The 21,172-nt window shown below is 46.7% G+C and carries 20 protein-coding genes and 5 tRNA genes; 6 read left to right on the top strand and 19 right to left on the bottom strand.

Annotated elements, in window-relative coordinates; translation table 11 throughout:
* Positions 1 to 9 precede the first annotated feature (9 nt).
* Complete coding sequence (locus tag NOG12_RS00335; protein ID WP_313932103.1) at positions 10 to 3,123, bottom strand: amidohydrolase family protein; 3,114 nt, start codon at positions 3,121 to 3,123, stop codon at positions 10 to 12.
* Positions 3,124 to 3,252: 129 nt separating this feature from the next.
* Here NOG12_RS00335 and NOG12_RS00330 point away from each other — a divergent pair, with 129 nt between their 5' ends.
* Entirely contained in the window at positions 3,253 to 3,729 is a 477-nt protein-coding gene (locus NOG12_RS00330; protein WP_313932102.1) for a c-type cytochrome, read from the top strand.
* An 8-nt stretch (positions 3,730 to 3,737) separates the two neighbouring features.
* On the opposite strand, the gene NOG12_RS00325 is transcribed toward NOG12_RS00330, so the two are convergent.
* Positions 3,738 to 4,370, bottom strand: coding sequence for a cytochrome b/b6 domain-containing protein (locus tag NOG12_RS00325; RefSeq protein ID WP_110076218.1), 633 nt, complete (start codon positions 4,368 to 4,370; stop codon positions 3,738 to 3,740).
* A gap of 57 nt (positions 4,371 to 4,427) precedes the next feature.
* Between NOG12_RS00325 and NOG12_RS00320 the strand changes: the two genes are divergently transcribed.
* Positions 4,428 to 4,820: a response regulator gene (locus NOG12_RS00320; protein WP_313932101.1), complete on the top strand. Its 393-nt coding sequence runs from the start codon at positions 4,428 to 4,430 to the stop codon at positions 4,818 to 4,820.
* Here the strand turns inward: NOG12_RS00320 and tyrA are convergent.
* From tyrA to ffh, 6 genes are all read right to left on the bottom strand, one after another.
* On the bottom strand, positions 4,785 to 5,912 hold the full coding sequence (gene tyrA / locus NOG12_RS00315) for a bifunctional chorismate mutase/prephenate dehydrogenase (protein WP_313932100.1): 1,128 nt from the start codon (positions 5,910 to 5,912) through the stop codon (positions 4,785 to 4,787). The two genes, NOG12_RS00320 and tyrA, sit on opposite strands and share 36 nt — an antisense overlap.
* Positions 5,913 to 6,014: 102 nt before the next feature.
* On the bottom strand, positions 6,015 to 6,380 hold the full coding sequence (rplS, locus tag NOG12_RS00310; RefSeq protein WP_110076215.1) for a 50S ribosomal protein L19: 366 nt from the start codon (positions 6,378 to 6,380) through the stop codon (positions 6,015 to 6,017).
* Between the two features lie 20 nt (positions 6,381 to 6,400).
* Positions 6,401 to 7,177: a tRNA (guanosine(37)-N1)-methyltransferase TrmD gene (gene trmD / locus NOG12_RS00305; protein ID WP_110076214.1), complete on the bottom strand. Its 777-nt coding sequence runs from the start codon at positions 7,175 to 7,177 to the stop codon at positions 6,401 to 6,403.
* A complete protein-coding gene (gene rimM / locus NOG12_RS00300) occupies positions 7,177 to 7,707 on the bottom strand; it encodes a ribosome maturation factor RimM (protein ID WP_110076213.1) in 531 nt (176 codons plus the stop codon). Before rimM ends, trmD begins: the two co-directional genes overlap by 1 nt.
* 23 nt (positions 7,708 to 7,730) lie before the next feature.
* On the bottom strand, positions 7,731 to 7,979 hold the full coding sequence (rpsP, locus tag NOG12_RS00295) for a 30S ribosomal protein S16 (protein ID WP_110076212.1): 249 nt from the start codon (positions 7,977 to 7,979) through the stop codon (positions 7,731 to 7,733).
* 105 nt (positions 7,980 to 8,084) lie between these two features.
* Positions 8,085 to 9,458 (bottom strand): signal recognition particle protein, encoded by a 1,374-nt coding sequence (ffh, locus tag NOG12_RS00290; protein ID WP_110076211.1) that lies wholly within the window; start codon positions 9,456 to 9,458, stop codon positions 8,085 to 8,087.
* A 142-nt stretch (positions 9,459 to 9,600) separates the two neighbouring features.
* Here ffh and NOG12_RS00285 point away from each other — a divergent pair, with 142 nt between their 5' ends.
* Together NOG12_RS00285 and NOG12_RS00280 are read left to right on the top strand one after the other, a co-directional pair.
* Positions 9,601 to 10,389, top strand: a complete 789-nt coding sequence (locus tag NOG12_RS00285; RefSeq protein ID WP_313932099.1) for a cytochrome C assembly family protein — start codon at positions 9,601 to 9,603, stop codon at positions 10,387 to 10,389.
* A 119-nt stretch (positions 10,390 to 10,508) separates the two neighbouring features.
* Positions 10,509 to 11,786 carry an HlyC/CorC family transporter gene (locus tag NOG12_RS00280; protein WP_110076210.1) on the top strand — a complete coding sequence of 426 codons (1,278 nt, stop codon included), beginning with the start codon at positions 10,509 to 10,511 and terminating at the stop codon, positions 11,784 to 11,786.
* Here the strand turns inward: NOG12_RS00280 and NOG12_RS00275 are convergent.
* Together NOG12_RS00275 and gshA are read right to left on the bottom strand one after the other, a co-directional pair.
* Positions 11,763 to 12,386, bottom strand: coding sequence for a transglycosylase SLT domain-containing protein (locus NOG12_RS00275; protein ID WP_313932098.1), 624 nt, complete (start codon positions 12,384 to 12,386; stop codon positions 11,763 to 11,765). The two genes, NOG12_RS00280 and NOG12_RS00275, sit on opposite strands and share 24 nt — an antisense overlap.
* Positions 12,383 to 13,999, bottom strand: a complete 1,617-nt coding sequence (gene gshA / locus NOG12_RS00270; RefSeq protein ID WP_313932097.1) for a glutamate--cysteine ligase — start codon at positions 13,997 to 13,999, stop codon at positions 12,383 to 12,385. Before gshA ends, NOG12_RS00275 begins: the two co-directional genes overlap by 4 nt.
* 48 nt (positions 14,000 to 14,047) lie before the next feature.
* Here gshA and NOG12_RS00265 point away from each other — a divergent pair, with 48 nt between their 5' ends.
* Both NOG12_RS00265 and NOG12_RS00260 read left to right on the top strand, forming a co-directional pair.
* Complete coding sequence (locus NOG12_RS00265) at positions 14,048 to 16,333, top strand: response regulator (RefSeq protein WP_313932096.1); 2,286 nt, start codon at positions 14,048 to 14,050, stop codon at positions 16,331 to 16,333.
* On the top strand, positions 16,330 to 16,503 hold the full coding sequence (locus NOG12_RS00260; protein ID WP_181394933.1) for a hypothetical protein: 174 nt from the start codon (positions 16,330 to 16,332) through the stop codon (positions 16,501 to 16,503). The genes NOG12_RS00265 and NOG12_RS00260 overlap by 4 nt, the downstream gene beginning before the upstream one ends.
* 93 nt (positions 16,504 to 16,596) lie before the next feature.
* Here the strand turns inward: NOG12_RS00260 and NOG12_RS00255 are convergent, their stop codons facing one another.
* From NOG12_RS00255 to csrA, 9 genes are all read right to left on the bottom strand, one after another.
* Positions 16,597 to 17,727 (bottom strand): sodium ion-translocating decarboxylase subunit beta, encoded by a 1,131-nt coding sequence (locus NOG12_RS00255; protein WP_313932095.1) that lies wholly within the window; start codon positions 17,725 to 17,727, stop codon positions 16,597 to 16,599.
* A gap of 4 nt (positions 17,728 to 17,731) precedes the next feature.
* On the bottom strand, positions 17,732 to 19,531 hold the full coding sequence (gene oadA / locus NOG12_RS00250) for a sodium-extruding oxaloacetate decarboxylase subunit alpha (RefSeq protein WP_313932094.1): 1,800 nt from the start codon (positions 19,529 to 19,531) through the stop codon (positions 17,732 to 17,734).
* Positions 19,532 to 19,555: 24 nt separating this feature from the next.
* Complete coding sequence (locus NOG12_RS00245) at positions 19,556 to 19,777, bottom strand: OadG family protein (RefSeq protein WP_110076204.1); 222 nt, start codon at positions 19,775 to 19,777, stop codon at positions 19,556 to 19,558.
* Between the two features lie 263 nt (positions 19,778 to 20,040).
* Positions 20,041 to 20,117, bottom strand: a tRNA-Arg gene (locus NOG12_RS00240).
* A gap of 44 nt (positions 20,118 to 20,161) precedes the next feature.
* Positions 20,162 to 20,238, bottom strand: a tRNA-Arg gene (locus NOG12_RS00235).
* Between the two features lie 44 nt (positions 20,239 to 20,282).
* Positions 20,283 to 20,359 (bottom strand) — tRNA-Arg (locus tag NOG12_RS00230).
* A 44-nt stretch (positions 20,360 to 20,403) separates the two neighbouring features.
* A tRNA-Arg gene (locus tag NOG12_RS00225) sits at positions 20,404 to 20,480 on the bottom strand.
* A gap of 19 nt (positions 20,481 to 20,499) precedes the next feature.
* Positions 20,500 to 20,592: transfer RNA gene (locus tag NOG12_RS00220), tRNA-Ser, on the bottom strand.
* Between the two features lie 193 nt (positions 20,593 to 20,785).
* A complete protein-coding gene (gene csrA / locus NOG12_RS00215) occupies positions 20,786 to 20,980 on the bottom strand; it encodes a carbon storage regulator CsrA (protein WP_110076203.1) in 195 nt (64 codons plus the stop codon).
* Positions 20,981 to 21,172: the final 192 nt, after the last annotated feature.

The following is a 21,172-nucleotide window of genomic DNA, read 5'->3' as shown; positions in this document are numbered from 1 at the left end:
TTGCTCTCCTTATTCAGCCTGAGTGTGCGAATGGTTGATGTGGATGTGCTCACCATGAGCGGTATAAGCATCGCTCCAGACATCATGATTGTCATCACAGTGCCAGGTTGGCTGCTGTGGTTTGTAACCATTAGCACTCCCCTGACGCTCTTCATCAGTGGCACCTAATACCTTCTGAATCAGGCCTTGCTTTTCTTGCTGCAACTGCGCCCGCAACTGCTGGTCGTACTCACGATCAAAGTATTTACGAGCATTGATCCAAGTTTGTTCTGGGTGCGAGTAAGCGCTTAATGGATGACCACTCCAAATCACAAAATCAGCATGCTTACCGGTTTTGATACTACCTACGTATTGGTCAATTTTAAGTTGCTTAGCAGGATTCAAAGTGACCATTTGTAGAGCTTCATGCTCTGACATACCACAGTAGGTTACAGACTTCGCTGCTTCAGTATTTAAGCGCCGCTGCAAATCGTTACTATCCGAGTTAATGCTGGTTAACACGCCTTTGTCAGCCATCAGACAGGCGTTGTAAGGAATGGCATCATAAACTTCAAACTTAAATGCCCACCAATCAGCAAAGGTCGATGCACCAGCGCCATGTTTGGCCATTTCTGAAGCAACTTTGTAGCCTTCCAAAATGTGGGTAAAGGTGGTTAGCGTGAAGTTAAACTCCTCAGCTAAGCGCAATAACATCAAGATTTCTGATTGCACATACGAGTGCGCATGAACAAATCGTTCTTTATTGAGGATTTCAAGTAAGGTCTCCAAGCGATAATCTGGACGTGGTGGTGCAGTACGCGCCTTCTCCTTACGGCTTAGCTTGTTGTAGGCATCGCGACGTTGTTGATATTCACGTGCAGCAATAAAGCCATCACGCATAACTGCCTCAACGCCCATACGCGTTTGTGGATAACGTACGGTGTAAGCCGAGCCCCAGTTGCTTTGCTTCACGTTTTCACCCAACGCAAATTTAATGCTTGGTGGCGCTGCATCAAATTTAATGTCGTTGGCCGTTGCTCCCCAACGCAGTTTAATAACTTGCGCCTGTCCACCCATAGGGTTCGCTGAGCCATGAAGTAGTTGCGCCATGGTGGTACCGCCTGCCAACGAGCGATAAATGTGGATGTCATCTGGATTAACCACGTCACCAATTCGCACTTCAGCAGTGATCGCTTCTGATCCCTCATTCACGCCGCCTTCAATAGCAATGTGTGAATGTTCATCAATAATGCCTGGCGTCACATGTTTGCCAGTGCCGTCAATCAGGGTATACCCGGATGGCGTCGCAAGATCTTTACCAATTTTGTAAAACTCACCATTACGAATTAACACATCAGTATTTTCGAGGACGCCCGCTTCATCGGCGGTCCACACGGTCGCATTTTTAATATGTACATTCTGACGCTCAGGCAAAGCATCTAAACCGTACGCCACATTCGGGAAGGTTAACCGGCTCACATAATTCGCTTGAGTTGTGGTTGCTTTTTCTGCAGCGGGCTCTGCTGCAGCGGCACGATTAGCACTGATTGGTAGGCTAGAGCCATTTGGAGCTATAGCCACACCGGTAAAGCTATCAGCAGCGGTTTGATCGAGACGAATGCGCCAAGCACCTGTCTGATCCAACAGTGCAGTGTTGACTACGAATTCTAAGGTCGACTCCGTGCGACGAAGATCTTTCAAGGCAACGGATTCGTCCCCTACTTTGAGCTTGCCAGATGGCCGCTTACCATCTTTGAGTTCAAGACTTACCTCACTATCCGCAAGGTTAAGAGTGAGGTTGCCGGCAAAATCAGCTTGTTGCAGTGGCTCCAACTCAACTTCTTGTCCTTGTAGCCAAACTGATTTAATGGTTCCATCAACGAACAAATCGCCTTCGACAACCACAAAGTCGGCCATATAACCTGCAGCCAATTTTCCTGCTTTATCGCTAACCCCAGCAATTTGTGCTGGTACGGTTGTTAGCGCGGCCAAGGCTTTGTCGCTAGATAACCCGTGGGCTACGGCTTTACGTAAATTAGGCCAGAAGTCACTAGCCTTCTTTAATTGGTGTAACGTAAAAGAGAAGTCAATATCAGCTTGCGCTAATGCAGCAGCATTACCCGGCGCACGCTCCCAATGACGTAAGTCAGCAAGACTCACATCAAGATCATCATCCACTCCTTTTACCTCCGGTGCTGCCGGAAAGTTAAGAGGAAGAATGACTGGTGCTTGAGTTGCTTTAATCGCATCTAAACGAGCGTATTCAAAACCAGAGCCAACAAAAGTTACAGGAACTTTAAATCCACTAAAGACATCATAGGCACGCAGCAAGTCTTTATCGTCAGACACTTTAAAAACCATGCCTTCTTGCTCTATGGGAGCTAATTCTGCCAGTGCGGCATTATATTCTACCGGGCCGTTGTAAGCTTGTTTGCCAGCTGCGTCTTCATACCAGGCAGCATCAGACAAAGTTTGTCGAATCAACGCAATAGAGCCCATTAAAGAAGATGGATATTGTTGCTTTGATGAGCCTTTATCGAACGAACCAAAATGTCGTGCTTTGGCATTGTACACGGCATTATTAGCAATCGTATCGGCTAGTGACACAGTGGTCGCTTGCCCTTGGAAAATACCGTCTAAGCGAGCTGATTGAACCGCCGTAAAGCCCTGTTCGATGTAGCTTTTAGCATCTTTACTTGAGGTTGCGAAAGAATCCACCCAATCTACTTGAGCATGAATTGCATCGTTCGCTGCGTTACCACCTTCACGCTTGTTGTTGTATTGCGGTGGTTGACTGCGATAAGGCGCACGTTCACCACCATTCGCTTTAGGCAAACCGTAGTCGCTGTAGGCGTCAATGAATCCAGGATAAATCGTGTGACCACTCGCATCTACAACCCGAGCGCCAGCAGGAGCTTGATTATTGGTTAAGATAGATTCAATTTTACCATTGCGGATAACTAATGTGGCATTCTTAAGTTGTTTTCCTGGCTCAGTAACAACTGTAGCATTTTGCAGTGCCACAAAACTTGAACTGTGATCGTGTAACCCTTGTACTGGCGTTGTTTGTGATGCCATGACAGTAGCCGGTAAGGCTGCGCATAGTGCCAACGCCAGTTTACTTAGGTGATTATTCCCTTTCATCTGGTTCCCCTTAATAAGGTTTTGTGATTATTATCATGCTACAGTAAATTGAGTCTTATCAGTGTGCAATCCATTTAGGGATGAAAAGCGTACTGCAAACGTTAAATAGCTAAAATCAAGGAGATTATTATGCGTTTAAAATCAGCTCTGTGGTCATGTCTAAGCGGCATTGTAGTGTTTGGTGCGGTAGCTTTCAGCCCGGTGCAAGCACAACATGCCTTTAATGATGCCGATAAAGCCGTAGAATATCGTCAAAAAGCACTCTCGCTCATGCAAAATAACTTTGCTTACCTTGGCGATATGGTGAAAGGTGATATGGAATTTGATGGTGAAATTTTTAAAGCTCGAGCGGCAGATTTTTCAGCCTTAAGCGCTATGCCTTGGATTGGCTTTAGCCAAACTGGTGCAATGCCAGGTAATAACAGCGATGCTTTACCTGCCATTTGGGATAATTGGGACGACTTTATGCAGCGCGCCGAGTCATTTCAACAAGACGCTGCAGCCTTAGCTGCGGCAGCGGAGTCTGGTGACCAAGGTGATATTCGCAAAGCCTTTATGGCCGCGGCGAAAAACTGCAAAGCCTGCCACGACCAATACAAAGACTAAACCAATACTTAGTTAATGAAGAAATAGAATGCGGTAGCCAGTGCGGCTGCCGCTATTATTGCCCACCAAGCATTGACCAAACGCGGCGCTGCTACCCCTTCTCGTTTGCCGTGAATCATGGCCGCAACTAAGTTAATGCCGCGTAAGCGATAGAGAATAATTGCGACAACATGCAACACCACAACAGCAATCAACACATTAAAGTTATCTTTGTGAATACCCGTTAAAAAATCTGACAAGTCACCGCTTACAGCACTAGCCAGCGGGCCACTAAAGAAAATCTCATCATCGGCAAATAACCCTGTGGTAAATTGCACCAACAATACTAGCAGTAGAGCAACGACCGCCCAGCCGCCAGCTGCATTATGAGTATTGCCTGGTTGATACTGTCCTTGCCCTAATTCTTTGAAGTGCTCAACGACTGCAGCAGGGCCTTTTACAAAGCGACTAAAGCGTGCTGATTCACTACCGAAAAGGCCCCACAGTATGCGTGCAACGATTAAACCGCCCAATATGCCAGCCAACTGTAAGTGACGTTCCATTTCACCCTGCTCGGCGGTCCACCAAAGCGCTACCACTAAAGCGACCATCAGCCAGTGATTAAGCCTCACGAATGCGTCCCAAATTTTTACCCGTTGCATTTTCTTCTTTCCTTCTGTTCAATAGCTAGTAACAACAATCAATCATAGGAGTACCCAATGACCGCAGCAAACGCTCACTCAGCACCCGCCAAAGTCTTGGTAGTTGATGATGACTTTATTTCGCTTGAAGTGCTCAAAGCTATGTTAAGTCATTATTCTGTCGAAATTATTACCGCTCAATCTGGTTCCGAGGCTGTTGCTAAAACACTAGCTGAACGGCCTGCTTTGCTTCTCCTAGACCAAGAGTTACCGGATTTCACTGGCCTTGAAGCCTATTGCAAAATCGTTGCGGAGTTAGGTGATGACGCCCCTCTAGCAGCCATGATCAGCGGCCATAGCACAGCCGAAATAAGCGCAGAATGCCAAACGATTGGAATCAAACATCAGCTGACTAAACCGGTATCTCCCACCCAATTAGCTGATTTGATGGCTATCGCCAGCGGTATCTAACAGCCGCTGGCTATCGCTTAAAAAGCGCTCGGCAAATTCGCCAAAATACTCGCGCACACGAGTAAACTCTTGTAAAAATTCATCTTTACGACCTTGTTCGAGCCGCTTTAGTTCCATTTCAAAACGCTGAACATAACGCCTTAACATAGCAATATTATTCGGCTCAGCCAGCAATATATCGGCGTACAGCTCGGCATCTTGGGCAAACAGACGCCCTACCATCATCAGCTCGAGGCGATAGATTGGTGAACTTAAATCTAATAACTGCTGCAGATCAGCTTGTTCTGCGGCTAAATGCGAACCATAGACAAAACTAGATAGGTGTCGCAGTACCTGCACAAACGCCATCGCTTGGTCATGTGCTGCTGCTGTGAGCGCCTTAATATGGGCACCCCAGCGTTCAATGCTTGCTAATAGCCATTGGTATTGGTCTTCATCACGACCATGGCAGGCCACCACTAACTGCTTAGCTAGGGTGACTTGTTTGGGGCCAAACATTGGGTGAAGGCCCACAACAGGGCCACTATGTTTGGCCAACATGGCATTCAAGGGTTGCCGCTTTACACTGGTTAAATCTGCCAAAATACAACCTGGAGGCAAGCTGGGTAATGCTTCAATAACAGTCAAGGTATGAGCTATAGGCACGGATATCAGCACTAAATCTGCTTGCTCGCAAAAATGCTCGGCGTGCTGCCAATCGTCTTTATCTAGTATGAGTACCTTAGCGCCAGCAGAGCTAAATAAACGTACGAAAAGTTGCCCCAGCGCCCCGTTACCACCAACTATCACTACTGTCTTGTCATTTAAATGCACATCTGCCGCTTGCTGCTGTTGATAAGACTCGCGAATAATGCGGCGCAGCACATCTTCAATAAGATCGGGAGAAAGTCCAGCTTGCTCCGCTTGTTTGCGCTTCGCTACCAGCATGCTTGCTTCTCGTTCGGGAACATACAATGGCTGCCCTAATTGGCGTTTCACCACCCCCACTTCTGCTGCAAGTTGTCTGCGTTTAAGAAGGATCTGAACCAATTCACTATCGGTGTTATCAATGGCCTCGCGCAGTTGCTGCAAGTGCTGCTGTGGATCTAACATGGAAGGCTACCTCATGCATTATTGGGGGAGTGAATCATGTGCTTATTTGTACCATAAAAAAACCCGCCAGCGGCGGGTTTTTCGATATAAGCTTGAGCTAGCTTATTTAGCTGACAACTTCTCACGGATACGTGCAGATTTACCTGAACGCTCACGTAGGTAGTAAAGCTTAGCGCGACGAACCGCACCTTTACGCTTAACTACGATGCTATCAATGATTGGGCTGTGTACTTGGAAAGTACGCTCAACGCCTTCACCGTTAGAGATTTTACGAACGGTTACTGCGCTGTGTAAGCCACGATTACGTTTTGCGATAACCACACCTTCAAATGCCTGAACGCGCTCACGGTTACCTTCAGTTACTTTAACATTAACGACCACTGTATCGCCTGGCGCGTACGCCGGCAGGTCGGTTTTTAATTGCTCGTCTTCGATCGCTTTGATCAAATTCTGACTAACTTTTGCCATAATAGCCTCACTTGCCTAGATTAACTGCCCGATTCGTTATCAGTTGCAACTTGTTGTTGATCAATAAAATCATCTAAAAGTCGCCGCTGCTCGTCAGTCAGAGCTAGGTGATTAATTAATTCAGGACGTCTTAACCAGGTACGACCTAGTGATTGTTGTAGACGCCACTTGCGTATATTTTCGTGGTTACCGCTGAGCAATACAGCAGGAACCGCCTCACCATCTAAAACTTCTGGTCGTGTGTAGTGTGGGCAATCTAACAACCCGGTGGCAAAAGAATCTTCGCTAGCTGAATCTTGATGTCCTAAAACTCCAGGAATCATTCTAGCAACAGCATCAATTAACACCATGGCCGGTAATTCACCACCACTTAACACGTAATCTCCAATCGACCATTCTTCATCAACATGACGAGTAATCACTCGTTCATCAATGCCTTCGTAGCGACCGGCGATTAGGATAAGTTGGCTATACTGAGCTAATTGCTTAACTCCAGCATGATCCAACTTGCGACCTTGAGGTGATAAATAAATCACCTTAGCATCGGCCCCAAGCTGCTGTTTGGCTGCTGCAATCGCATCAGTGAGCGGCTGCACCATCATTAACATGCCTGGCCCGCCTCCATAGGGACGGTCATCAACGGTACGATGCCGATCGTGGGTAAAATCACGCGGATTAATCAGATGAATATCCAATAACCCGTCACGAACCGCCCTGCCGGTCACACCGTTGTCGGTAATGGCTTGAAACATTTCAGGAAAAAGGCTAATCACCCCTACCTGTAATTGTTTAGTCATTAAAAATCCGACGGCCAATCAACAATAATGCGCTGAGCTGTTTTATCTACTGACTGCACATATTGACTCTGAATAAACGGAATCAAACGTTCAGTGCGACCAAACGCATCATTATTGTTCGCTTTCACCACCATCACATCATTCGATGCTGTGGCCATAATCTGGTCAACTACCCCCATGTTATAACCGTCAGTGTTCACTACAGTCATACCAATCAGGTCGCGCCAGTAAAATTCATCCGCTGGCAATTCTGGCAATTGTTCTGCTGGGATAATGATGTCAGCACCAGTCATTAAATGAGCTTGGTCCCGATCTTCAATGCCAGCCAACTTCGCAATCAGTCCTTTATTATGTCGACGCCATTCTTCGACCGTGACTGTTTGCTGCTTGCCTTGGATTACAATTTGCCAAGGGCTGTATGTAAAAATGGCTTCCGCATCGTCGGTATAGCTTTGCACCTTAAGCCAACCTTTAACACCGTATACGGCACCAAGTTGACCAAGTACTACTGTTTCAGATGTTGTGCTCATAGCTACCTAATGCGCAATAAAAATTAAGCCGCTTTGCGAGCGTCTTTAACTAACTTAGCTACACGCTCAGATAAAGTCGCGCCAGTACCAACCCAGTGGTCAACACGATCTAAATCTACGCGTAAGGTTTCTTCTTGACCACGAGCTAGTGGGTTGAAGAAGCCTACATTTTCAATAAAACGACCGTCGCGGGCATTGCGACTGTCAGTAACTACCATTTGGTAGAATGGGCGTTTTTTAGCGCCACCACGTTGTAAACGAATGGTTACCATTACGTTCCTCGATACAGTTTTAATGTTAAGTAAATAGTAAAAGCTCCGACCTAGGTCGAAGAGCCGCGCAATTTTACCGAAATTTGTGCGAAATGCAAGTTTTGTCTAGCGTTTGGGGAACATGCCTGGCGGTAATTTACCACCCATGCCACCTAGGCCGCGCATCATTTTTGCCATTCCGCCACCTTTCATTTTCTTCATCATCTTTTGCATCTGCATAAATTGCTTCAGCAATTTGTTCACGTCTTGCACTTGAGTACCAGACCCAGTCGCGATTCGACGCTTGCGAGAGCCCTTGATTAAATCTGGATGCTCTCGCTCTTTCGGAGTCATGGAGTTGATGATAGCCTCCATCCGAACCGTTACTTTATCGTCAAGTTGGCCTTTCATTTGTGCTGACATATTGCCCATCCCCGGCAATTTATCCATCAGCCCCATCATGCCGCCCATATCACGCATCTGCGCCAACTGGTCACGGAAGTCTTCTAACGAAAACTTACCTTCTTTCATGACCTTTTTGGCTACTTTCTCAGCTTTTGCTTTATCAACTTTTTGTTCTAGCTCGTCAATCAAGGAGAGCACGTCGCCCATCCCTAAAATTCGCGAAGCTACCCGCTCAGGATGGAACGGTTCTAACGCAGTATTCTTTTCGCCAACCCCCAAGAACTTAATGGGCTGGCCAGTAATATGACGAATCGATAAAGCAGCACCGCCGCGAGCATCACCATCTGTTTTAGTCAGCACCACCCCGGTTAATGGCAGCGCTTCGCTAAACGCCTTTGCGGTATTTGCCGCATCTTGACCAGTCATGGCATCTACCACAAACAGCGTCTCAATTGGCTTGATGGCCGCATGCAACTGTTTGATTTCCGCCATCATCTGTTCATCAATTGCGGTTCGTCCGGCAGTATCCACCAACACCACATCCATAAACTTTTTGCGGGCATGCGCGATGGCAGCCTCGGCAATGGCAACAGGCTGCTGACTTATGTCTGATGGAAAAAACTCAACTTCAACTTCCGCTGCTAGGGTTTCTAACTGCTTAATCGCTGCAGGACGGTAGACGTCCGCACTCACCACTAACACTTTTTTCTTTTGCTTTTCGCGTAAATAGCGCGCTAGCTTACCCACACTGGTGGTTTTACCCGCACCTTGTAAGCCAGCCATCAACACCACGGCCGGCGGCTGCGTAGCTAGGTTAAGTGGGACATTGCCATCCCCCATCGCATGCTCAAGCTCTTTTTGAACAATTTTTAAGAACACTTGCCCTGGCGTCAGGCTTTTATTCACCTCAGCACCCACAGCTTGTTCTTTTACCCGTGCGACAAATTCACGCACCACCGGTAACGCCACGTCGGCCTCGAGCAGTGCCATTCGCACTTCACGCAAGGTTTCTTTAATGTTTTCTTCCGTTAATCGACCACGCCCGCTGATGTTGCGTAACGACTGGGATAAACGTTCACTTAAATTTTCAAACATGCCAATGCATCCACTTTCTATCTGGGTTGTTGACCATATTGCGCCGAGTATATCTTAATTCAAGCAAAGTTTCCTGATCCTATTGGGTTTAGCAACAACAATGCATATACTAGGTTTACTTGTTTCAATGCTGATGATACCTATGATTATCTTGCTTTTAATTACGTTAGCTCTCTATGTGGTTAGCGCCATTGTGGTGTGGCGAGGCCTCACCCGTGCTCAGGCGGTACGCTGGCAGTGGTTATTGCCGTTTGCGGCACTGCTTTGTCATGCAGGCTTATTATGGAGCTACCTGAAAAGTGACGACTTTGATCATTTGAATATAACCAGCAGTTTAAGCACCGTAGCGTTTTTATTGAGCGCGCTCACTTTAGTTAAGAATAAGCGTGCCAACAGCCTGCTATTGCGTCCTATCATTTACATTTTTGCCGCAGTCAGTCTGGTGCTGATGGTAGCTAGCCCGGTTAATTGGGGTGCTAGCGTTGATATTGCGAATGGTCTAGCCATTCACATCGTCCTTTCACTACTGGCCTACGCAGTATTAGTACTCGCGAGTTTGTACGCGGTTCAAATTCTCTATCTTACCTATTTACTCAAACATCACCGTAGTAACTTACTAACGGGTTACTTTCCGCCACTCATGACCGTAGAGCGCTACTTTTTTCGGTTGGTTGCTACCGGTACCTTGATGTTGTTGTTGGCGATTAGCAGTGGCTTTATCTTTCTCGACAACATGTTTGAACAAGGTCAAGCTCACAAAACCATCCTTACCTTCATCGCGTTAATCATCTATGCCATGGTGCTATTTTTCCATCGTGTTAGAAAGGTACGCGGACGCAGCTTAGTTATCGCTAGTGTGGTTGGTAGCGGTATTCTGACACTCGCTTATTTTGGTAGCCGCATGGTGAGAGATATTCTGCTTTCGATGTAATCATTAACGCAAATTTACTACCCATACGCATTATTCACCGCATTTCAACGCTATCTGCTTGACTTGATCAGTGGGGTGATTAAATTAGACCTAATTATTTTAAAAACAGGTAAGTTTTTTTGGACGCAATATCAACCTCAACCCTAGTCATCATGCTGGCGGTTTTACTTATTTGCTCAGCATATTTTTCGGGTTCAGAGACTGGCATGATGTCGGTCAACCGTTATCGACTAAAACATTTAGCACAACAAGGACACCCCGGCGCAAATCGCGTTCAGTTTCTGCTTGACCGTCCTGATCGTCTGATTGGCCTGATTCTGATTGGCAACAACTTAGTCAATATAGCAGCGTCTTCTATTGCCACGATTCTTTGTATTCGACTCTTTGGTGATGCCGGTATTGTTGTTGCAACTTTTGGCCTGACCTTACTGGTATTAATTTTTTCTGAAGTTACCCCCAAAACTATTGCTGCGCTCCATCCAGAGCGCGTTGCCTTTCCTAGCTCGTTGCTACTCAAGCCTATGCTTACGCTTCTTTATCCGGTAGTGGCGTCAGTAAACTTTATTACCAATGGTTTTATGCGCATGCTTGGAGTTAATCCAGCGGCCGCTGGTAGCCAAGACGCTCTCAGTTCAGACGAGTTGCGTTCCGTAGTGAACGAAGCTAGCTCGATGATTCCTAGTAGTCACCAAGAGATGCTATTAAGCATTCTTGATTTAGAGAAAGTGACCGTGGAAGATGTGATGGTACCACGTGCAGAAATCGCCGGTATCGATGTGCAAGATGATGTGAAATCGATGATCAAACAGTTGAGTCAAAGCCAACATACTCGACTGTTACTGTATCGCGGTGAAATTGATGATGCGATTGGTTTTTTGCATGCTCGCGATATCATGCAACTGCTCACCAAGAACAACCAAGAAACCGATAAAGCTGAAATTATTCGTTCGGCACGGGATATCTATTACATCCCTGAGGGGACCCCACTCAACGTGCAATTGCTGAAGTTTCAGCGCGCCAAAGAGCGCATTGGTCTGGTCGTTGACGAATACGGCGATATTCAGGGTTTAGTGACCTTAGAAGATATTCTCGAAGAAATCGTTGGTGACTTTACTACTAGCATCGCACCGGCACCGAGTGAAACGGCGCAACTGCAAGCTGACGGCTCAGTATTGGTAGAAGGTGTGGCCAATATTCGTGATTTAAATAAAGAAATGAATTGGCAGCTGCCTACCGATGGACCAAAAACTGTCAGTGGCCTGATCATTGAGCAGCTGGGCGATATCCCACAATATCCGTTGTGCTTACGCATCAATGGCCACGCCATTGAGATTGTCGAGAGTACTGACAGCTTAGTTAAACGGGTGCGTTTTTTAGCCGAAGAACAGACGCCATAACCAACCACGTTGTAAGTCTTCTTCACAGCCTCGTAGTTGCTCCCCGTAACGCGAGGCCCGCTCAGCGACACGTTTTGAGGTGTTAACTAACCACTGTTTGTTGCGGTAGGTACCGCGTTTATAGCCGCCCCACCCTTCGTGATAATTTAAATACTGAGCGTAGGCATCCCATTTAGATACGCCATTAACTTGGTGGCTTTTATGAATAAACCATCCCATGAAATCAATCGCATCATCAAAATTATCGCGCGAGGACCAGCTGTTTCCCGTTTCGCGTACGTAATCTTCCCAGGTCATTGTTTTTGCTTGTGAATAACCGTAGGCACTACTGACCCGTCCCCAAGGAATCACCCATAACAGATAATCTCGAGGCGGCAAAGCATCGGCTTTGAACGAGCTCTCTTGGTACATGATGGCCATCGGCACTTGGATCGGAACGCCCCACTTGTCGCGCATGTTAGCGGCTGCATCGTACCAATCTCGATTCTCATAAAAGATCTTACATAAATTTTCAGGTTCTTTCGGTGGCGGTGTAGCACACCCACTTAACAGAGTTGCTACTAAAGCCGCCACTACCCCTGCTGCTACCCGTACCTTCATGCCATCTCGTCCGTTTGTGCTTGGGGTGCAGCACTTTGTGCCGCCGACGCAAAGTATTCCGTTAGAAAATCGCTGAAGCTAGTGAGTTCATCTTGCTGTTCAAGTTGCAATTGTGCATCTAGCGAAGCTTCACGCAAGCGCTCAAATTCCGCTTCAGTAAAATATTGTAACGGCCGTTCTAGCAACTGCGCTTTGTAGGCGTGCGCCAAGCGCATCCCAACTTCAATGTTATCTAAACCTTGTTCTAACAACTGCGCCATAAATTGGCCAGACAAGGTGAGTTCAGGGTTCAGTACGGCTCGATATTGATCAGCTACCGTCTTCGTGTAGTCATCCGTTGCATGAGCTTGATCAAATAACTTAGCTAGGCTCTGTAAGTCGGCAAAAATATCTTCTAACCAGTCAGCAATCGGGCGTTCATAATCACCATCAAGCAAAGTTAGGCGCGGGTTACGACCATCCATAACCACCCGATTAAAATTCTTATCCGCCACTACCTGTGCATCCCAATCCATAGTCGGGCTTGGCTTTAACACGCAATACATGAGTAGCATATCTAAAAAACGCATTTGCGCTGCGGTTATACCCACATTACTAAAGGGGTTCACATCCAATGCACGAACTTCAATATATTCAACCCCAGCTCGAGCTAATGCTTGCGTTGGCGTCTCACCAGCACGAGTAACTCGTTTGGGTCGAATCGGTGAATAAAACTCATTTTCGATCTGTAGAATATTGGCATTGAGCTGGCGATAAGTATCTCCATCTTTTACGCCAATTTTGGCAAATGCCGTCGAGGGTGTGGAAATCGCCCGACGCAAACCAGCCACATACTCGTTCAGCGAGTTGTAGGTGATTTTTAAATCCGCTTGTTCTTTATTGGTGTAGCCTAAGTCACTCATTCGTAATGAGGTGCCATAAGGCCGATACACAGTACCTTTGCCAGTTTCACTAAAGTCCATGTTGCCTTCGGTATGGCGCAAAAAAGACTTACAAATGGCAGGTGAGGCACCAAATAGATAAGGGATAACCCAACAGATCCGCTTGTAGTTACGAATCAAACCAAAATATTTCGCAGACACAAAATCACTGGTTAAGGCCACCTGCTCTTGCTCAGCAAGGATCTCCCAGACACTATCGGGTACCGAAAAATTATAATGCACTCCAGCAATAATCTGCATCGCACCGCCGTAACGATGAGTCAAACCTTGTCGATACAAGGTCTTCATTTTGCCGCTATGACTTTGCCCATACTGAGCAATCACAATGTCGCTTTCTTCACCCACAAAACATGGCATACTCAATGGCCAAAGCAGCTCGTCAGCTAAGTGCTGATAGGTAACCGTATGAATATCTTCAAGTTGCTGCAAGGTAATAGCAATATCAGTGCTAACTGGAGTAATAAACTCCATTAAAGTTTCAGCGTAGTCGGTAGTAATGAGTGGATGCGTTAACGCTGCTCCCAAAGCTAATGGATGAGGGCTTGGCGCCAATTTCGCTTGGGTGGTTATGCGCAATGCTTCGCGTTCAACACCACGCTGAATATCGCGTAAGGTTCCGATGTTCTCGGCGGTCGCTAACAGTGCGACGCTAGTGGCAAATTGTGACTGCAAAATAATTCCCTGCCTTGCTTAAACGAGCAAAGTTAAAGCCAACGATGTGTGCGCACGAAACCTGCAGAAAAGCATGCAACGGCAGTTGGGTTTAATTTTGCTCATAAGGTTGAACGACATCCCGAAATACTAAAGCTTTATCGCTCGTTAGTCTATGAAAGTATAGCAACTACCACCATTGGCACAGTGCCTAACTCGTGGCATCATACCAAGACTAGTAGCGCATACGGTGAACCTACCATGACAACTTTGAATTGGCTAAAGCGGCTGGGGCGCAAAGTAACTGCGGCATCTCATACGCAGCAAGACGCCGAACGGATTGCTATTAAAGAGCAAGAACTTGAAGCAGCGGCAGCAGCCAACCAAGCCAAGAGTGAATTCCTAGCTAATGTCAGCCATGAAATACGCACGCCTATCAATGCCATCTTGGGGATGACCCAGCTCTGCTTAAAAACTGACTTACACGACCAACAACGCGGCTATTTGCGCTCTATTGAAAACTCGTCAAAGACCTTGCTGGGCATTGTTAATGACATGCTCGACTTTGCTAAAATAGAGGCCGGCAAACTCAGTATTGAACATATCCCCTTCGATTTAGAAGAAGTACTCAGTAACTTAGCGGATATGTTTGCCTATCGCGCTTACGATAAAAATCTAGAGTTTATTATTAACCTCCCCACCAACATTCCTAAGCGTTTGATTGGTGACCCACTGCGGCTTAATCAGGTGCTAGTTAACTTGGTGAGTAACGCCATCAAATTCACCGAGCACGGTGAAATTGTCGTAGCTGTAACCCTGCTTGACCGCAGCGATCAGGATGTCTACCTACGTATTTCAGTCACTGATACTGGGATTGGGATGAACGAAGCGCAACGCGCTCAGTTATTTAATGCTTTTACCCAAGCTGACACTTCGACGACTCGCCAATATGGTGGTACTGGTTTGGGCTTGGCAATCAGCCAGCGCATTGTAAAACTGATGAATAACCACGGCTTAGGGGTATTGAGTAGTGTCGGTCAGGGCTCAACTTTCTTTTTGGAATTGAGTCTGCCCACGCAAACTGAGTTTAATCAAAACGGTCATGAATCTTTGCAAGCTCGATTACAGGGCAAACGGGTTCTGGCCATTGAGGATAATTTAACCACCCGCGAAATGCTCACGGAGCTATTACGCAGTTATGCGGTGGCAGTAACCACCTGTAGAAGTGCGGAAGAAGCCTTGCAGTGGCTCGAACAAGAAGACTTTGATGCCGTTATTGTCGATTGGCAGTTGCCAGGTATGGACGGTTTAAGCTTCTGTCAGAACGTGTTGCGCCAACCAGAACAAGCACCTCGCTTAATTCTTGCTACCAGCTATCATGCTCAAGACATGATAGCTCAAGCGAAACAGCTTGGCGTGGCTGAGTACATTGTTAAACCTTACACCAGTTCAGCACTGCTGCGAGTGTTATGTTCGGCATTAGCACTTACAACGGAAACCACCATGCAGCCTCACCAAGGGGTACCATGTGATCTCTGCAATGCACCTGTGTTACTGGTAGAAGATAACGATATTAATCAGATTATTGCCAAAGAAATGCTGACTCATGCCGGCTTAGTCGTAGACTTAGCAAGAAATGGCCAAGAGGCTGTTGCTAAGGTAGCCGAAAAGCAATATGCCTTGGTATTTATGGACATACAAATGCCAATTATGGATGGCTTAACCGCCGCCGAAAAAATTCGCGCATTGTATTCCTACCAGCAGCTGCCTATTATAGCCATGACTGCCAATACCAGTAGCGAGGACATTGAACGCTCATTAGCCGCTGGTATGCAGGACCACATTAGCAAACCTATCGATGAGCAACGATTATTACAAGCCATTAATAAGTGGTGTGTACGCGGTGATTATGCAGCTCAATCAGCTCAGCCCACAACAACGCCTACTGCGGTAAGCAACAACAGCCGTCAACGTTATCCCAATCACCGAGATATCGACTTTGCTAGCGCGCTAGACCGCCTCGGACATAATATTCCGCTTTATCAAAGTTTAGTGGAGCGGTTAACTGAGGAATACCAACAAGCACCGCAAAAAATTGTCGAGTTTTTAAGTAAAGGGCAACATGATCAAGCTCGACGCTTTTTTCACTCACTTAAAGGTGCTGCAGCGAACTTAGGTTTAACCAGAATTCATTTGGTGGCAAAACAACTAGAAGAAAGTATGGCGCAAGGTGCTATTGACCAAGTTGCTGACCAAATCGTGAAACTTGATCCCCTGCTTGAACAAGCACAACAGGCTGCTAGCGACTTAGCTTTGTGGCATCAACACCAGCAACAAAATGGAGACACGCCATGATCCGCCTCTTATTTTTAATTCCGTTGGTGCTGAGCATCGCTTGGTTTATCTACTTACGGGTTAATGGCTGGACCTTCAAGCAAGGTCTGCGAGGCTTTATTTATATTGCGATAGTTAGCGGTTTTATTGCGCTTTTCTATAGCTTAATGCTGTGGCTAACCGGTCGATAAAAATGAATCCAGCTCACAGAGTTCGGTGAAACGTGACTCTTATGAGCTGGAAGCTATCAGTTAACGTTAGTTACCTATTATCCAATCGGCTCATTAACCGACTAATGCTAGCAAAATGCCAGCTGCTACCGCTGAGCCTAACACCCCTGCGACGTTTGGACCCATCGCATGCATTAACAAAAAGTTCTGAGGATTAGCCTCTAGCCCTACTTTGTTAACCACCCGAGCGGCCATTGGCACCGCAGATACACCGGCTGCACCAATGAGTGGATTAATCGGAGTTTTACTAAACTTCGCCAGCACTTTGGCCATCAATACTCCTGACGCCGTACCTACGGCAAAGGCGACTGCACCTAGCACCAAAATACCTAGGGTTTGCACTGACAAGAATTCTTCGGCTGATAACTTGGAACCGACCGCCAAGCCTAAGAAAATAGTGACAATATTGATCAGTTCATTCTGCGCCGTTTTACTTAAGCGTTCCACCACTCCGGCCTCTCGCATTAAGTTACCCAAGCAAAACATTCCTACCAGTGGCGTGGCCGTTGGCAAAAATAGCAAGGTTAAAAGTAACACTGCAAGGGGGAATAAAATCTTCTCGCGGCGGGCTATCGGCCGTAATTGCTCCATTTGAATCTTACGTTCAGCTTCCGTCGTAAACAACTTCATGATTGGCGGCTGAATGATGGGTACTAACGCCATGTAGGAATAGGCAGCCACGGCAATAGCCCCCAGTAAGTCTGGGCTCAACCGTGAAGCAAGGAAAATAGCGGTAGGTCCATCAGCACCACCAATGATGGCGATAGCTGAGGCATCCGCTAAACTAAAGTTGAAGCCAGGAATGAAGTTTAAGCCAATAGCACCCAGCAAGGTTGCAAAAATACCAAACTGAGCCGCTGCACCAAGCAACAACGTCCGTGGATTAGCAAGTAAGGGCCCAAAATCCGTCATCGCCCCCACGCCCATAAAAATCAACAGCGGGAACACGCCCGTTTCTATACCAACGTAATAGACGTAGTAAAGTAAGCCACCTGGCTCATTAAAGCCGGCCTGTGGGATGTTGGCTAGAATAGCTCCAAAACCAATAGGGAGCAGCAACAAGGGCTCAAACTTTTTACTAATGGCAAGATAAAGCAACAAGGCACCAACCGCCATCATCGCCGCTTGTCCCCAAGTAAAGGCTGAGATTGCCGTGCTATCCCAGAGAACTAATAAGCGCTCCATGCTGTTACCTCAAGGTTACCAGAACATCACCAACACTCACGCTATCACCTTCTTTCATCAGAATATCGGCGACGGTTCCGGCTTGGTGGGCTTTAATGTCCGTTTCCATTTTCATCGCTTCAAGAATGATAACAACATCACCTTCAGCTACTTGTTGACCTGGCTTGACCAGCAGCTTAAACAGGTTACCAGCCAAGGGCGCCTTGATTTCTGCCGTAGCGCTATCTGCTGCGGCAGCAGGTGCCGTTGTTGCGGTTGATTCAGCAGCGGTAGCTGAGGTAATAGTGCCGGAAGGCGCCACCTCTACTTTGAAGCGCTTGCCATCGACTGTGACATCGTAACTAGCTGCCTCGCCAGTACTACTTCCACTTGGTTTATTATTCGCAACCGCCGGCGCTGACGGCTCCTGTGCTTGCAATTGCGGAGCCGGTTCGAACGCATCTGGATTGCCGCGATTTTGCAAAAACTTAAGACCAATTTGCGGGAACAACGCATAAGTAAGCACATCGTCGATCACCGCATCAGCCAGTTTAATGTCTTTTTCTTGTGCAAGCTGGTTAAGCTCATCTGCTAAGCTATCCAATTCGTTATCAAGCAAATCAGCTGGGCGGCAAGTAATAGGCTCTTTACCTTGCAGCACTTGTGCTTGCAGCTCTTTATTTACTGGGGCTGCGGTTGCACCATATTCACCCGTCAAAACACCCTTCGTTTCTTTGGATATCGACTTATAACGCTCACCACTAAGCACGTTAAGCACAGCTTGGGTGCCGACAATCTGCGACGTTGGTGTCACTAATGGGATAAACCCAAGATCTTCACGTACTTTCGGGATCTCCGCCAATACCTGATCAAATTTATCTAAGGCGCCCTGCTCTTTTAGTTGGCTCTCCATGTTTGTTAACATGCCACCTGGTACCTGAGCTAACAAAATACGCGCATCAACGCCCTTTAATGAGCCTTCAAACTGGGCATACTTTTTACGCACATCACGAAAATAACTGGCGATTTCTTCAAGCTTTTCCAAAGCTAAACCGGTATCACGGTCGGTCCCTTCAGTCATAGCAACAATGGTTTCGGTGGCTGAATGGCCATAAGTCATGCTCATTGACGAAATGGCGGTATCTAACATATCAATGCCCGCATCAATGGCTTTCTGATAGGTGGCTGTGCTTAAACCGGTCGTGGCGTGGCACTGCATGGCGATAGGGATATCTACGGCTTGTTTTAACGCACTAATGAGCTCAAATGCTGGCTCCGGACGCAATAACCCTGCCATATCCTTAATACAAATAGAATCACAGCCTAAATCAGCCATTTGTTGCGCCATCGTCACCCAAGTATCTAAGGTATGCACCGGGCTCACGGTATAAGAAAGCGTACCTTGGGCATGTCCTTCAACAGCTTTTGTAGCTTTAATGGCTGCCTCTAGATTACGCACGTCATTCATAGCATCAAAAATACGAAACACATCAACGCCATTCTCTTTGGCTCGCTCGACAAAGCGCTTTACCACATCATCGGCATAATGACGGTAACCTAATAAGTTCTGGCCACGCAAAAGCATCTGCTGTGGCGTTTTCGGCATGGCTTTTTTCAATTCGCGAATCCGCTCCCACGGGTCTTCGCCCAGGTAACGAATGCAGGCGTCAAAGGTTGCACCGCCCCAAGATTCCATTGACCAATAGCCCATATTATCAAGCTTCTCTGCTATCGGTAGCATGTCATCTAATCGCATTCTAGTTGCTAACAGCGACTGATGAGCATCACGTAAAACTAGCTCGGTTAACTGCAACGGTTTTTTCATCCGAGGGGTCCTCTTATTCTTTTATTAGTGATTGCGACGGTACTGATGCACTGCTGCTGCAATCGCAGCATATTCAGCAGCGTTCGGCGCAGAGGTGGCGGGGGTATTGCTGGTGGTCGTTACTTCCGGCGCATCGGCCAGTTTACGTAACACCGCCATAGCACCTATTAATAGGCTCAGAAACGCAAATACTGTGACCATACCGGTCACCATGATCATTAAAGCGTCAGTAAAGAGCTCTCCCATGACTTACCTCTTTTGTTAAAAAGATATCAACATCCTAACTGAAAAGCAGAATAACACAAAGTAGTTCATTACGAGACTTATCACGGGCTATACGAGTCATAAGCGGGAGTTATAGGTTTTTAAGCAACAGATTCGCAGGGTTAGGTTTGAATTTATGGATAGATGAGTGCGATGTTTGCGTACTGGAGATTTATTTGGATAACTTTGGAATAATTTGGGGATAATTTGGGGATAATTCTGGAATAACTAAGGAGGAGATGAAGTGGCGCACTCGGGAGGACTTGAACCTCCAACCGCTCGGTTCGTAGCCGAGTACTCTATCCAATTGAGCTACGAGTGCACATTCATATTGATAAGACGATTTGCATTTTGCTGTTGAAACAATGGCGCACTCGGGAGGACTTGAACCTCCAACCGCTCGGTTCGTAGCCGAGTACTCTATCCAATTGAGCTACGAGTGCACATTCATATTGATAAGACGATTTGCATTTTGCTGTTGAAACAATGGCGCACTCGGGAGGACTTGAACCTCCAACCGCTCGGTTCGTAGCCGAGTACTCTATCCAATTGAGCTACGAGTGCACATTCATATTGATAAGACGATTTGCATTTTGCTGTTGAAACAATGGCGCACTCGGGAGGACTTGAACCTCCAACCGCTCGGTTCGTAGCCGAGTACTCTATCCAATTGAGCTACGAGTGCGTTGGTTTGTTTCACAAAATGGCGGTGAGGGAGGGATTCGAACCCTCGATAGAGCTACAAACCCTATACTCCCTTAGCAGGGGAGCGCCTTCAGCCTCTCGGCCACCTCACCGCTTGTCTTGTGGCGATGAATGATAGCGACCTTGAAAAATATGTCAAACAGTTTTTTCTATTTCAGCGTTCGTTTGTGGGATTTTTAGGCATCTCGACTAAATTTTCCACACAACCGCTAATTTAGAGTGTTTTGCTAGCAATCGCACAATCAAAAAAGCTGACCCGTGGGCCAGCTTTCAGACATTACTCTATTAAGGCTCTTCAGACTTGTCGCCGTCTTGATGTTCTGCCTGAATTCGATTGTATATTTCTTCGCGATGTACTGAGACATCTTTAGGTGCATTGACGCCAATACGAACTTGGTTACCTTTCACACCAAGTACCGTAACAGTGACATCGTCACCTATCATTAACGTCTCACCCACTCTGCGGGTTAAGATTAACATGTGCCCACTCCTTCCCTACATCCAATTTCCAGACGGCTTGGCATCACACCTCACCGCAGTTTCAGCCTTTCTTAAAGTCGTATCAAATATATCACAAACGTTATAATAGTCACGCACCCTGTGCGTTTTTGTGCAGTTGGATATAAACCGATGTTCTTTATTCTAACAGGCTTTATCTATTTGCACACCCGC

It is taken from the genome of Pseudidiomarina fusca (assembly GCF_032227045.1).
Lineage (GTDB): Bacteria > Pseudomonadota > Gammaproteobacteria > Enterobacterales > Alteromonadaceae > Pseudidiomarina > Pseudidiomarina fusca.
The sequence above is the reverse complement of the archived record's forward strand: the minus strand, read 5'-3'. Positions and strand labels throughout refer to the sequence as shown.